This window comes from Kerstersia gyiorum (assembly GCF_048595715.1).
GTDB classification, from domain to species: Bacteria; Pseudomonadota; Gammaproteobacteria; order Burkholderiales; family Burkholderiaceae_B; genus Kerstersia; species Kerstersia gyiorum.
This window is the reverse complement of record NZ_CP169556.1, coordinates 3,801,457-3,814,890: the sequence shown is the minus strand read 5'-3', so window position 1 is coordinate 3,814,890 and position 13,434 is coordinate 3,801,457. Positions and strand designations below refer to the sequence as shown.

The window sequence follows — 13,434 nt, the reverse complement described above, 5'->3', positions numbered from 1 at the left end:
ACAAGAGGCGGGCGCCGGCAGGGTGCCGGGGCCCCCGGAAAATCACATCAAGGAAGAAATCATGAATGATCGTCAACAAACCGCCGTGGCACTGAATACGGCACCGTACGCCGCCCTGTTGCTGCGTTTGGCCCTGGGGGCCATGTATCTGGCCCATGGCCTGACCAAGCTGCTGGTTTTCACGCTGCCTGGGACGGCCGGATTTTTCGAATCGGTGGGGTTCCCCGGCTGGATGGCCTATCCGGTCACTGCGTTTGAATTGCTTGGCGGCGTTGCGCTCATCCTCGGCATCTTCCCGCGTTGGGTGGCCGCCCTGGCGGCTGTGCAACTGTTCGCGGCGGCCAGTGTGCATTTTGCCAATGGCTGGAGCTTCAGCAATCCCAATGGGGGCTGGGAATATCCGGTGTTCCTGGCTGTCGCGGCAGCGACGCTGGCGCTGCTGGGAGATGGTGCCTACGCGCTGAAACGCTCCCGCTGATCAGTACTGCGCGGGCGCAGCTTATGCCGATGGCCGGGCTTATCGCAGGATAAGCCCGGCCATTCCTAATGATGCGTCTATATGTCGGGGCCGCGGGATAAGAGCGGCGCTGAGACAGACTGAGCTGGCCCGCCTGGAATATGCCGTCCCGTTTCAACGGGCCGGCATTTTTTTAGCTTGCCGTGAAGTTATCCACAGATCAGGCAGATATTGCTGCGTTTCTGCACCCCGCCTGTTGATAACTTTTTTCTTCGTGTGCCGGTAGCACCTGGAAGCCATGAATATCGTGCAGGCAATGCGTCATTTTGCGTGCAAGACCGGACAACTGGCCTCATTGGCTGGCCGCTGCAAGTGGTAGCTTCCGGCGCCGGGGGCAACTGGTGGTGTCGGCCGGTATATCGAAAGAAAGCCATATTCCATGCGGGTTTTCAGGCCTTGGTGTAAGTCCCGATAGCAAATCTTGAGGGAGCAGGGCCAGCATGGAAGGGGCGGAACGGGCTTGCCGGTGCGATGCATTGGGGGCCGGTGCGGCGGTTCAGGGCCGGGTGCCGGAACCGGCTGTTTCCTGTCCGGCGGGATGGGAGCAGCGCGCGACCGATACCTGCTGTTGGCATGGAGCCAGGATACTGTACGGACTTCCAGCGTTGTCTGCGGACAAGGTTCTTCACACTTTTATCCACAGGCGGAAGTCGCGCTGATGAATTCCCGGCATAACTGATAGTGGAATTTGTTGGGAACGGATTCAGCCTCCTGCAAGCTTCGTAATTTAGAATCCAGTTCCAATTTCCAAAAATAAGGAAAAATCCGGAAATAGGAATCTTATTCCGGATTTTGTCAGGCGTGACATAGCCCCGGCCTGGCATAAAAATGGGTATAGACGCTGGCACTGACCAGCAGGTCCGGCCCTCGAGAGGGTGGAACACAGGAGCACATATGACAAAACGCGACACCGGGCATACCGAGCATGCTGTTCAGACCCGCCGTGCAACGGCCAGTGGCTGGCTGGGATCGGTACTCGAATACTACGATTTTTTCATCTATGCCACGGCAGCGGCATTGGTATTTCCGCAAATCTTCTTTCCTAGTACTGACCCCAAGGTCGCCATCGTTGCTTCGCTGGCGACTTATGGCGTGGGCTATGTCGCCCGTCCCATCGGCGCTTTCGTGCTGGGCCACTGGGGAGATACGCGGGGCCGCAAGAATGTGCTCTTGACGTGCATGTTCCTCATGGGCTTCTCGACCATCGCCGTAGGCTTGCTGCCGACGTATGACCAGGCTGGCCTGTTGGCGCCTACGCTGCTGGTGCTGCTGCGCCTGGTGCAGGGCTTTGCGGTGGCGGGCGAGATTTCCGGGGCCAGCTCCATGATTCTCGAGCACTCGCCCTTCGGCCGGCGCGGCTTTTTTGCCAGCTTCACGCTGCAGGGCGTGCAGGTTGGTCAGATCCTGGCGGCTGCCGTCTTCCTGCCGCTGGCGCACTATATGCCGGACGAGGCCTTTAACAGCTGGGGCTGGCGGATTCCGTTCCTGCTGAGCTTCGTCGTGATCATCCTGGGTTACGTGATACGCCGCAAGGTTGCCGAAACGCCGATCTTCCGTGCAGAAACCAAGGATGGCGCCCCGCCGCGTGCGCCTATCGTGGAGGCCTTCAAGCATTACTGGCGCGACATGGTGCGCGTGGCTTGCATGGCGCTCATGAACGTCATTCCGGTGATCGCCACGATTTTCGGCGCCGCCTACGCGGTGCAGCCGGCCTATGGCATCGGTTTCGCGAAGGACGTCTACCTGTGGATTCCCGTGCTCGGTAACTGTCTGGCTGTCCTGATCATTCCGTTCGTGGGCAACCTGTCCGACCGTATCGGCCGCCGTCCGCCTATCATCATCGGTGCCCTGGTGTCCGGCCTGCTGGCTTTCGCCTACCTGTATGCCATCAGCATCAAGAGCGTGCCGCTGGCCATTACTTTCTCGCTGTTGATGTGGGGCGTGGTCTATCAGGGTTACAACGCCATCTTCCCGAGCTTCTTTCCCGAGCTGTTCCCGGCCCGTACCCGTGTGTCGGCCATGGCGATTGCGCAGAACACCGGCACGACCATCTCGGCCCTGCTGCCTGCGCTGTTCACCATGGTGGCTCCGCCCGAGTCGCGCAGTATTCCGATGATCGTCGGTTCCATCACGTTTGCCGTGACGGTGATCGCAGCCATGGCAGCCTGGACGGCGCGTGAAACCTATCGCATCCGCAGTCAGGAACTGGGTGAGCCGGACGCCAAGCCGGTGCCCAAGGATGAATACGACCGCCTGCGTGCCCAGGCCATTGCCGAAGGGCGGGCTGCCAAGGGTTGAAGCATGTCGTTGCCTGCATGAATGAAGAGGCCAGCCGCGAGGCTGGCCTCTTTTTTGCGCGCCGGGTGCGTGGAAGGTACCCGGGCGCGTGCGGGCAAGGCTAGGCCGGTCCGCGGCCCATCAAGGGTGATTCGCGGCTGGCCCGGCTCAGGGCTGCGGCGGTAGCCAGGGCGGCGGGGATCAGCGCCTGCATCTCGTCGGTGGTGAAGCGGAAGGACGGGCCGGTAATGCACAGCGAACCCAGCGCATGGCCTCCGGCGGCGGCGAAGACCGGTACGGCCAGCGCGCTCATGCCGTTTTCGTTGGCATCGCATACGGTGGCGTAGCCCTGGGTACGCACGATGTCCAGGCGTGCCAGCACGTCCTGGATGGAGCGGGGCGCGCACGGCCCCTGGGCCGGTTCGGGGGCCAGGCCCTGCTCGGCGATCAGCCGTAGTGCCTGGTCTTCCGGCAGGGTAGCCAGCCATGCCAGGCCGGTTGCCGTGGCCGACAGGTTCACCACGCAGCCGGGCCCTGGCTCGTAGCGCAGGCCGGGGCCCGCGCCCTGGGCCTTGGCAATCCAGATCAGTTGTTCACCGTTAACCAGCGCCAGGCGGGCCAGTTCGCCACTTTGCTGCGCAATGCGGTCCAGCGGGGGTTGCACGGCATCGGTCAGGCCGGTGGCTGCCAGGTAATCCAGGGCGATGGAAATGATCTTCACGGTCAGGCAGAAGCGGCCATCATGCAGGTGGCTGACATAGCCCATCTGCTGCAGGTCGCCCAGCAGCCTGTGGATGGCTGTTTTGGGGATGGCAAGGGTTTCCGCGATTTCCGACATCGGCAGCCCATCGGGGGCGTGGGCCAGCAGTTCGACGACTCGCAGGGCTCGGTCGCGGGAGGGAAGCATGTGCAACGATCCTATCAAATAAGGCTTTCTCACAGCGGAGAAACGGCATCTTACGTATGCGGTCCGGCGTTTTGCAAGGCTGTGTGGCGGAAGTCTGATGGCGGCAGCGCCGCACGCGGCGCTATCCGCTCAAGCTGAAAATACGCTGAATTAGGGCAATCCCGGATGGTTGCTTGGGTGAATCTTGTTTCAAATAGAATCCAATTCCAAATATTAACAAGGTTCCGCTTCCATCGGTATCCAGGCGGCGAGCCATTACATGCAAAGGGGATGAGAGGAATGGCAATGTTCAAACGCTGTTTGGGCGCATTTGCGCTGGCAGGTATCCTGGGCGCGGCCGCTGCGCCGGCACAGGCCGATGATTATCCGCGCCGTGACATTACGGCCATCGTGCCATGGGGGGCCGGGGGCGCCACCGACGTGGCCATGCGCGCGCTGGCGCCGCTGGCCGAGGACGAACTGGGCAAGAAGCTGGTGATCCAGAACCGCACAGGCGGATCGGGCGCAGTGGGGGCGAACTTCGTGCTGCGCCAGCAGCCCGACGGCTATACCGTGCTGATGGCGGCCGAGCCCCAGGCGCTGTTCCGCGTCTTGAATCTGGCGCCATTCGACTTCCAGGAGTTCACGCCGATCAATATCGTGTCGATCAACGACTCCATCCTGCTGGTGGCCAATCCCAAGGTGCCTGCCAATACCACGCAGGAGCTGTTCGACTACGTCAAGGCCAACCCGAAGAAGCTCAAACAGTACATCGCGGGCCAGGGGACAGTGCCGTTTACGATCAACGCGATGATCAACGATGTCACGCCGTTTGAAACGACGCTGGTGCCGTTCGACGGGGACGGCCCTGCCATTGCGGCGCTGCAGGGGGGCCATGCCGACATCGGCTTCATTGCCTCGGGCGCAGTGCTGGAGCACGTCAAGGCCGGACGACTGAAAGCGCTGGGAGTGTTGCGCACCGAACCGTTCGGCGACATTCCTCCGATGACCGAAGCACCGGCGCTGGCTGGCCTGGAGCGGCACCTGCCCTGGGGGCCGTTCTACGGGGTATTCGTCCGCAAGGAAACGCCTGACGCGGTCAAGGCAAAGCTTTCCGATGCATTTGCCAAGGCTGCCGCGTCCCCGGATTACCTCAAGTTCAACGAGGACCGCGGCACGCGCGTCCTGAACCTGAGCGGCGCCGAGGCCCAGGATTTCCTCGACAAGTGGCAATCCACCACGGCCTGGTTGTATGACTCGGTCGGCGCTGCCAAAACCAGCCCCGGAGCCCTGGGCATTCCGAAACCCTGAGCCTGGCTTTGCGGCCGTGCTCGCCATGCCTGGCGGGCGCTGTCGCCTGTGTTCCGGCAACAGGCCAGCAGCCCATCCGGCAAGTGCATCGAACGCTTGCCGGATGTCTTGTCTGGCCGCCCGGAAAAGAGAGATATCTGATGAAGCAACAAGCACAACGCCAGGCGGGCGAACTGGTATTCGTCGTCCTGCTGCTGGGACTCGCAGTCTTCCTGTTGTGGCATGCCTACGAGATTTCCGGCTTTGAATCGCTGGCGTCCGCCGGTTCGTTCCCGATGGCTGCCGCTTTCCTGATGGTGGTCTGCGCGCTGCAATTCGTCTGGCGCGCCTTCAAGGCAAAGCCGGCGTTCAGCGGCTCCGTGGTCGCGGTCTTCCGCAGCAAGGTACTGCCGCCCGTCGTGCTGTGGGTCAGCCTGGCCATGCTGGTCTATATGGTGCTGATGGAGCGCATGGGCTTTCTGGCGTCGTCCTACCTGTTCCTGGTAAGCACCATGCTGCTGCTGGGCAGCCGACGGTTGTGGGTCACGCTGCTGGTTCCGGCGCTATTCCTGGGCGTGATCCATCTGGTATTCGAAACGCTGTTCTCCGTCATCCTGCCGGCCGGAACCTGGTGGCAAGGAGCCTGAAATGAATGATGCTCTGCAATATTTCCTGATTTCCTGGACGGACCCCAAGCTGCTGATGATGGCAGCCATAGGCACGTTCGCGGGCATCTACATTGGTGCGATTCCCGGGCTGTCGGTCACCATGGCCGTTTCCATCCTGATTTCCTTCACCTTCAAGTGGCCGGTGAATGAAGCCCTGGTCTTGATCGCCGGTATCTACCTGGGCGGTGTCTATGGCGGTTCGCGCGCGTCCATCCTGTTGAACATTCCTGGCGGTCCGGCACAGATCGCCACCTCGCTGGACGGTTACCCCATTGCCAAGCGTGGCGAGGCTGGGCTGGCCATCGGCCTGACGACGGTCGTGTCGGTGATCGGCGGTTTCATCGCCATCGCCGTGCTGGCCATTGCCGCGCCCGTCGTGTCGGAGTTCGCGCTGACCTTCGGGCCGCGTGAATACCTGCTGCTGGCTGCCTGGGGCCTGTTGCTGGTGGGCAGCCTGTCTGGCGGGTCGCTGTCCAAGGGCATGTTCGCCGGAGCGTTGGGCGTGCTGATCGGTTCGGTGGGGCTGGACCCCTTGACGGCACAACCGCGCTTTACTTTCGGCAGCCTGGAACTGACCGCCGGAATTTCCTACATCGCGGCGATGATCGGTTTCTTCGGGGTAGCGGAAATCCTGGCGCAGCTGCATGAATTGCATGTGAAGACGGTCAAGCAGAATGTCAGCAAGGTCATTCCGCCCTGGAAAATGATCCGCAAGTACCTGCCGCTGACGGTGCGCAGTTCTGCCGTGGGCATAGGCGTGGGCGTCCTGCCCGGCGCGGGCGGGGACATTGCGGCGCTGATGGCCTATGACCATGCCCGCCGGGTGGTGAAGAATCCGGAAGTGCCATTCGGCCAAGGTGCCTACGAAGGTATTGTCGCGCCGGAAACCGCCAACAATTCAGCCGTTCCTGCGGCCTATATTCCCATGCTGACGCTGGGCATTCCCGGCGATGCCGTGACGGCCATCATTATCGGGGCGCTCTACATCCATGGCCTCAAGCCCGGCCCCATGCTGATGATAGAAACGCCGCACCTGTTCTGGTTCACGGTGGGCAGCCTCGTGCTGGCCAACATCTTCCTGCTCATTTTCGGGCTGTCCGGCATCAAGCTGTTTGCCAAGGTGGTCGAAACGCCCAAGCGTATCCTGCTGCCTATCATCCTGGTGCTGTCCGTGGTGGGGGCTTACTCCATCAACAACAACCCGATGGATGTGTACTGGATGCTGGGCTTTGGCGTACTGGGCTATTTCCTGAAAATCTACGGCTTCCAGGTCGGGCCGGTGATCCTCGGCATGGTGCTGGGACCGCTGATGGACCGCTCATATCGCCAGGCCATGCTGTCGGCCGGTGAAAACCCGGGCGAGTTCCTGATGGGTTTCGTCACTTCGCCGCTATCGGCGGGCATTGCACTGGCGCTGCTGTTCACCATTGTGTCGCAAACACAGTGGTGGAAGAGCCGTCGCAGCGGACACCGTCCGCTGCCGGCCTGAGCCTTGCAGGCGCCTGGCCGCTTGCGGCCGGCGGCCGGCGGCCAGCCACTGCCAGGCATGGGCTGGCAGTGGCGTCTCCGCCACGGTCAGTTCCCAGGCTTGCTTGTGAAGATATCCACAAGCCTGCTACGATATCCGCATCTGCAGCAGCCGCCCATTGCCCATCCGCGCAATTCTGGCGGCTGTGTAGTTTCTGCCCTCCGGTTCACCGTCTTCCTCTTTCCGTTCTTCCGGTTCCCGTGTCTGCGCTTGCGGTTCGCCGCTCTTCGACTTCGTTCAAACATCGTTATGCCGGCCGTGGCAGGTTCACGCCGGGCGTTGTTGCGCAAACTCGCTGGTGGCCGGAAGACCCGCAGGAACTGGCGTTCCGCTCCACCTTTGCCCGTGCCAAGCCTGGCTGACGCGCCACGCGCGACCTGCCGTGGCGCCTTGCTGGCGTCATTCCCCTGATTCGCTGCCGCCGGCCTGGATGCCGGGCCTGGGCCGCTTATTCTCGCAAGCACATCTATGGGCTGCCATTTCGCACAGGCGCGATGCGGCAGCACGGGCACTATGCAACTCACCAAGAATTTCGTCAAAGCCAAGCAACCCTGCGCCGCCGGCTATCGCTGGTTCATCCGTGATCACAATGGGCAGGGGGAATACCAGCAATTGCTTGATGCGCTGGTGGCCGCGGGCCGCATCGAGGACGCCTGCTGGTTGCTGGATCAATTCGGTCCCATAGATGCCGTGCGCAGCGTCGACGCGGTGGAAGCCAATGCGATGATTTTCGCGGGCGACCTGATCGTGCGCCAGGGCATAGAAGTCGATGCGATCGTGCGTACCGGACGCAGTATCCGCACGCAGGGCAGCATCCGCGCGGATATCGTGCAGGCGGGGGGCGATGTCATGGCCGAGGGCGGTATCCGCTGCGCGGGCGATATGCGCGTGACGGGGGATGTGAAGGCCGGCTGGGGCCTGGAAGTGGGCGGCAAGCTGCAATGCGGCGGCCAGTTGCGTGCGCAGTGGGATTTCAATGTGACGGGCGAGGCCCAGGTGGGCGGCGATCTGCAGGTCGGGGCGGATCTTGAAGCCGGCGCCGGCCTGGTTTGCCAGCAGGGCGTCAAGGTGGGCGGCAGGATTGCGGTGGCGGGTTCCCTGAAGATCACGCGCGGTTTGATTGCCGGTGCAGGCATCGACGTGGCGGATTACCTGGATGCCGGCTGGGGCATCAAGGCTGGGGATGACATCCGCGCCGGTAGTGCCATCCGCGCCGGGGAAGGCATAGAAACCCCCGGGATACTGGAAGCCGGCGAAGGCCATGGCGTCTATGCGGGCCTCTGCGTGCGTTTCGACGCCTGGGATGTGTCGGCTCGCGTGCAGGCCATGCGCCGTCCGGCGGAACTGATCAGTGGCTACTGGGTGGAACTGGACGCTGCCTGAGCGGCGTCCAGCGACGTCTCGCGGTGGTTGTCAGGCGACCAGCCGGTTGGCCGCCCAGCGCACATAGCCGCGTGCCCGCAAGGTGCAGGCCGGGCAGCTGCCGCAGCCGTAGCCCCAGCTGTGCAGGGTGTCGCGGGTGCCCAGGTAGCAGGTATGGGATTCCTGGCGGATGGTTTCCACCAGCACGTCGCCGCCCAGGCGCCAGGCCAGATCCCAGATTTCCGTCTTGTCCAGCCACATCAGCGGGGTTTCGATGGTGAGCTGTCGGTCTATGCCCAGGCTGAGCGCCACTTGCAGGGCTTTCATGGTGTTGTCGCGGCAATCGGGATAGCCGGAATAGTCGGCTTCCGTCATGCCGCCTATGAGCACATTCAGGTTGCGCCGGTAGGCCAGGGCCGCCGCCAGCGTCAGGAACAGTAGATTGCGCCCGGGTACGAAGGTATTGGGCAGGCCATCAGCCTGCATGGTGATGGCGACGTCATCCGTCATGGCGGTCTGGCCCAGGTGCCGGAAAAAGTCTACCGGCAGCAGATGGTCTTCCGCCAGGCGCGGTGCCCAGTCCGGATTCATGTCGGCGACGAGCTTGCGCAGCCGGGTACGGCAGTCGAGTTCCACCCGGTGGCGCTGACCGTAGTCGAAGCCCAGGGTCTCGACATGCTGATAGCGGCTCAGCGCCCATGCCAGGCAAGTGGCCGAATCCTGTCCTCCCGAGAAGAGAACCAGTGCGCGTTTTTCCCGGAGAGGAATCATGTTTGTCATCCTAGGATTATCTTCACATTTTTTGGTTTATTTTAGCTGAAACTACTTATATGGGCGCATCCGGTTTGGCAGCCGCCGCCGGCCTGCCGCGCCGTGTACGGGCAACGCATGGCTGGCGCTGCGCCGGGTTTGCGCTTCGTGGTGTAATGGCCCTGTTTTCCAGGCAGAAGTGTCAACAGGGCCCCAGGCACGCTGGCGCGGAAAACCAACCAGGGGGCGTTGGCGCCCGCACTGGCGGCAGGCAGCCGCCAGTGGCAGGCGACGCCCTGGGCAGGTTCCCTCAAGGCGACGTACATGGTTCTTTATATTTTCAGGCGGTTGCTGCAGGCCGTGCCCACGCTGCTGCTCGTCATTACTCTCTCTTTCTTCCTGATGCGGCTGGCACCCGGCGGGCCGTTCGACAGCGACATCCAGGCGCCACCGGAAATCGAGGCGAACCTGAAGGCGGCCTATCACCTGGACCAGCCGCTGCTGACGCAGTACTTCCTTTATCTGGGCAACCTGGCGCAAGGCGATCTCGGGCCTTCGTTCAAGTATCGCGACCGCAGCGTCAATGACCTGATCGCGACCGGTTTTCCCGTGAGCGCGCGCCTGGGGCTGTGGGCCATGGCGCTGGCGCTGTTGGTGGGTGTGCCATTGGGCATCTGGGCCGCCATGCGTCATAACCGGGCGACCGACCATGCGGTCATGGGGGTAGCGCTGGCCGGCATTGCCGTCCCGAATTTTGTCGTCGCCCCGGTCCTGGCGCTGCTGTTCAGCGTGACCTTGGGCTGGTTGCCGGCCGGAGGCTGGGGCGACGGCCAGTGGCGCTACATCCTGCTGCCCGTCGTGGCGCTGGCGATTCCGCAAGTCGCGTATATCGCCAGGCTGATGCGCGGCAGCATGATAGAAACCATGAACAGCCCGCATATCCGCACGGCACGCGCCAAGGGCCTGTCGGCCATTGAGGTGGTGCTGCATCATGCCCTGCGCCCGGCGCTGGCGCCATTGCTGTCCTATCTCGGGCCGGCCATGGTGGGCATCGTGACGGGGTCGGTGGTGATCGAGCAGATTTTCGGGCTGCCCGGCATCGGCCGCTATTTTGTCCAGGCGGCGCTCAGCCGCGATTACACGCTGGTCATGGGCGTCGTGGTGTTCTACGGCGTGCTGATCGTGCTGTTCAACCTGCTGGTGGATTTGCTGTATGGCCTGCTCAATCCGCAGATACGCTATGAGGACTGATGCATATGATGGCAAATGATTCCACGCAGGAAACCGCCGCGCTGCCGCCAGCGCCGGTGGGCCGGAGCCTGGCGCATGACGCCTGGCGGCGCTTGCGCGCCAACCGTGCGGCCATGGTCAGCCTGGGCTTGCTGTGCCTGATCGCCGTGGTATGCGTGGTCGGCCCCTGGCTGACCGGCTGGCAACTGGATGAAGTCGATTGGGCCGCGTTCCGCGCGCCGCCTTCCTGGGATAGCGGGCACCTGGCGGGTACCGATGCCAATGGCCGGGATCTGCTCACGCGCACGTTCTATGGTGGCCAGGTGTCTTTGTCGGTGGCGCTGGTGGCCAGCATCGTGGCGTTGCTGGTCGGCGTATTGTACGGAGCGGTGGCCGGGTTTGCCGGCGGGCGTGTGGATACCTTGATGATGCGTTTTGTCGACATCCTGTATTCCTTGCCGTTCCTGTTCCTGGTCATCCTGATGATGGTGGTGTTCGGCCGCAATATCCTGCTGATCTATGTGGCCATCGGGGCGGTCGAGTGGCTGGATATGGCGCGTATCGTGCGCGGCCAGACCCTGTCGCTCAAGCGCCGCGAGTTTGTCGAAGCGGCCCAGGCGCTGGGGGTACGCAGCCGGGACATCATCCTGCGTCACATCATTCCTAATCTGCTGGGGCCGGTCATGATCTACCTGACGCTCACGGTGCCCAAGGTCATCCTGCTGGAAAGCTTTCTGTCGTTCCTGGGCCTGGGCGTGCAGGAACCGCTGACCAGCTGGGGAGCGCTCATCAGCGAGGGCAAGGACATGATGGCGCGCGCGCCCTGGATGCTGCTGGTGCCGTCCGCTTTCCTGACGACGACTCTGTTCTGCCTCAATTTTCTCGGGGACGGTCTGCGCGACGCGCTGGACCCCCGCAGCCGCTGATGGAGGCGCACGAAACCATGGAAGGCATGCTTGATCGGGAGGGCAAGCCCTGCGGTGGGGCAGCGCAGTCTTCGGCGGACGGGTTGGGCGACGTGCTGGTGCGGGTGCGTGGCCTGGGCGTGACCTTCAATACGGCGGACGGCCCGGTACAGGCGGTGCGTTCCGTTGGCTTCGACCTGCGTGCCGGACAGACGCTGGCGCTGGTGGGCGAATCCGGCTCGGGAAAATCAGTGACGGCCTATGCGCTCATGCGCCTGCTGCCCGACAGCGCTGCCCTGACCGGCCGCATCGAATACCAGGGCGAACTGCTGCTGAAATTGCCGGAAGCCCGTATGCGCCAGCTGCGTGGCAACGAAATCGCCATGGTGTTCCAGGAACCCATGACGGCACTCAACCCCATGATGCGCATCGGCTTGCAGATCCGTGAGTCGCTCTATCGGCATACCGCGCTGCGCGGCCAGGCGGCGCGGGCGCGGGTCATCGAATTATTGCAGCAGGTCGGCATTCCGGAACCGGAGCGGCGCTACCGCAGCTATCCGCATGAGTTGTCGGGCGGCCAGCGCCAGCGCGTGGTTATTGCCATGGCATTGGCCTGCGGCCCCAAGGTACTGGTTGCGGACGAGCCGACCACGGCGCTGGATGTCACGGTACAGGCGCAGATCCTGGCATTGCTGCGCGACTTGCAGCAAAGGCTGGGCCTGGCGGTGTTGCTGATTACCCATGACCTTGGCATGGTGCGCCATGTCGCGGATACGGTTTGCGTCATGCGTGGCGGCGAGATGGTCGAGCAGGGGCCCTGTGCACGGGTGTTCAGCCAGCCGCGCCAGGCGTACACGCGCATGTTGCTGGCGGCGGAACCGCATGGCACGAAGCCGCCGGTCGATCCCGATGCGCCGGTATTGCTGCAAGCGCGCGATATCGAAGTGGCATTTCCGCTGCGGCGTGGCCTGTTCCGCCGGCCGGAGCGCTTCGTTGCGGTGCATGGCGTCAGCCTGGATGTGCGCCGGGGGGAAACCGTGGGCATTGTCGGCGAATCGGGTTCGGGCAAGTCCACGCTGGGCCGGGCCTTGCTGAACCTGCTGCCGGCGCAGGGCACCCGGCGTTTCGATACTGCCGACCTGGCCCGCCTGAGCCCTGCCGCGATGCGGCCCTTGCGGCGGCGCATGCAGGTAGTGTTCCAGGACCCCTTTGGTTCACTGTCGCCGCGCATGACGGTGGGCGATATCATCGGTGAAGGACTGCGCGTGCACGAGCCGCAGCTGGGCCGGGCGGAACGCGAGCGCAGCATTGCCCAGGCCATGAGCGACGTGCGTCTGGACCCGGCGATGCGCAATCGCTATCCGCATGAGTTCTCGGGCGGGCAGCGCCAGCGCATTGCCATCGCCCGGGCCGTGATCCTGCGGCCGGAATTCCTGTTGCTCGATGAGCCCACCTCGGCGCTGGACCGTTCCGTCCAGGCCGAGGTGCTGGACCTGCTGCGCGACTTGCAGCAGCGCTACCGGATGTCCTACCTGTTCATCAGCCATGACCTTGCCGTGGTCCGCGCCATGGCCGACACCTTGCTGGTCATGCGTGCCGGCGCAGTGGTCGAGCAGGGGACGGCCAGCGAAATCTTTGCCGCGCCCCAGCATGCCTACACGAAGGCTCTGCTGGCTGCCGCGTTCTGGCGCGACGGCGCGCAGGAACACCGAGTTTCCGGACAGGAGCAATAACCATGGAATGTCGCCCGGATTGCGGCGCGTGTTGTACCGCGCCCTCCATCAGCAGCCCGATTCCCGGCATGCCGCAAGGCAAGCCCGCCGGCGTGCGTTGCGTACAGCTCGACGAACGCGAGCGCTGCCGGATTTTTGGACAGCCCGGCCGTCCGGCTGTCTGTGCCTCGCTGATGCCGAGCGCGCAAATGTGTGGCAATTCACGCGAAGCAGCCATGCAATGGCTGCTCTGGCTGGAATACCAGACCCAGCCGTCCTGTACGGCCTGAAGGATGGGCCATGCTGCGG

General features: G+C 63.3%; 12 protein-coding genes. 10 read left to right on the top strand and 2 right to left on the bottom strand.

What is annotated here, in order from left to right; translation table 11 throughout:
* Positions 1 to 61: 61 nt before the first annotated feature.
* Together ACEW7X_RS16790 and ACEW7X_RS16785 are read left to right on the top strand one after the other, a co-directional pair.
* Positions 62 to 478: a DoxX family protein gene (locus ACEW7X_RS16790; RefSeq protein ID WP_068373449.1), complete on the top strand. Its 417-nt coding sequence runs from the start codon at positions 62 to 64 to the stop codon at positions 476 to 478.
* 933 nt (positions 479 to 1,411) lie between these two features.
* Positions 1,412 to 2,815, top strand: coding sequence for an MFS transporter (locus ACEW7X_RS16785; RefSeq protein ID WP_068373362.1), 1,404 nt, complete (start codon positions 1,412 to 1,414; stop codon positions 2,813 to 2,815).
* A 100-nt stretch (positions 2,816 to 2,915) separates the two neighbouring features.
* Here ACEW7X_RS16785 and ACEW7X_RS16780 read toward each other — a convergent pair whose 3' ends face one another.
* Positions 2,916 to 3,701 carry an IclR family transcriptional regulator gene (locus ACEW7X_RS16780; RefSeq protein WP_420177449.1) on the bottom strand — a complete coding sequence of 262 codons (786 nt, stop codon included), beginning with the start codon at positions 3,699 to 3,701 and terminating at the stop codon, positions 2,916 to 2,918.
* Positions 3,702 to 3,986: 285 nt separating this feature from the next.
* Between ACEW7X_RS16780 and ACEW7X_RS16775 the strand changes: the two genes are divergently transcribed.
* The 4 genes from ACEW7X_RS16775 (at position 3,987) to ACEW7X_RS16760 (ending at position 8,549) form a co-directional block, all read left to right on the top strand.
* Positions 3,987 to 4,991, top strand: a complete 1,005-nt coding sequence (locus ACEW7X_RS16775; protein ID WP_420177448.1) for a tripartite tricarboxylate transporter substrate binding protein — start codon at positions 3,987 to 3,989, stop codon at positions 4,989 to 4,991.
* 140 nt (positions 4,992 to 5,131) lie between these two features.
* Positions 5,132 to 5,617, top strand: coding sequence for a tripartite tricarboxylate transporter TctB family protein (locus ACEW7X_RS16770; protein ID WP_134838948.1), 486 nt, complete (start codon positions 5,132 to 5,134; stop codon positions 5,615 to 5,617).
* Between the two features lies 1 nt (position 5,618).
* Entirely contained in the window at positions 5,619 to 7,127 is a 1,509-nt protein-coding gene (locus ACEW7X_RS16765; RefSeq protein WP_420177447.1) for a tripartite tricarboxylate transporter permease, read from the top strand.
* A 552-nt stretch (positions 7,128 to 7,679) separates the two neighbouring features.
* A complete protein-coding gene (locus ACEW7X_RS16760) occupies positions 7,680 to 8,549 on the top strand; it encodes a hypothetical protein (protein ID WP_068373349.1) in 870 nt (289 codons plus the stop codon).
* A 30-nt stretch (positions 8,550 to 8,579) separates the two neighbouring features.
* Here the strand turns inward: ACEW7X_RS16760 and queC are convergent, their stop codons facing one another.
* Positions 8,580 to 9,299 (bottom strand): 7-cyano-7-deazaguanine synthase QueC, encoded by a 720-nt coding sequence (gene queC / locus ACEW7X_RS16755; RefSeq protein WP_068373346.1) that lies wholly within the window; start codon positions 9,297 to 9,299, stop codon positions 8,580 to 8,582.
* 303 nt (positions 9,300 to 9,602) lie between these two features.
* Between queC and oppB the strand changes: the two genes are divergently transcribed.
* Genes oppB through ACEW7X_RS16735 form a run of 4 tightly spaced genes read left to right on the top strand, consistent with a single transcriptional unit; the run spans position 9,603 to position 13,415 of the window.
* On the top strand, positions 9,603 to 10,529 hold the full coding sequence (oppB, locus tag ACEW7X_RS16750) for an oligopeptide ABC transporter permease OppB (RefSeq protein ID WP_068373443.1): 927 nt from the start codon (positions 9,603 to 9,605) through the stop codon (positions 10,527 to 10,529).
* A gap of 5 nt (positions 10,530 to 10,534) precedes the next feature.
* Positions 10,535 to 11,434 carry an ABC transporter permease subunit gene (locus ACEW7X_RS16745; RefSeq protein ID WP_127775454.1) on the top strand — a complete coding sequence of 300 codons (900 nt, stop codon included), beginning with the start codon at positions 10,535 to 10,537 and terminating at the stop codon, positions 11,432 to 11,434.
* A gap of 26 nt (positions 11,435 to 11,460) precedes the next feature.
* Complete coding sequence (locus tag ACEW7X_RS16740) at positions 11,461 to 13,146, top strand: ABC transporter ATP-binding protein (protein ID WP_416054066.1); 1,686 nt, start codon at positions 11,461 to 11,463, stop codon at positions 13,144 to 13,146.
* Positions 13,147 to 13,148: 2 nt separating this feature from the next.
* Positions 13,149 to 13,415 (top strand): YkgJ family cysteine cluster protein, encoded by a 267-nt coding sequence (locus ACEW7X_RS16735; RefSeq protein WP_068373343.1) that lies wholly within the window; start codon positions 13,149 to 13,151, stop codon positions 13,413 to 13,415.
* The last annotated feature ends 19 nt before the right edge of the window (positions 13,416 to 13,434 follow it).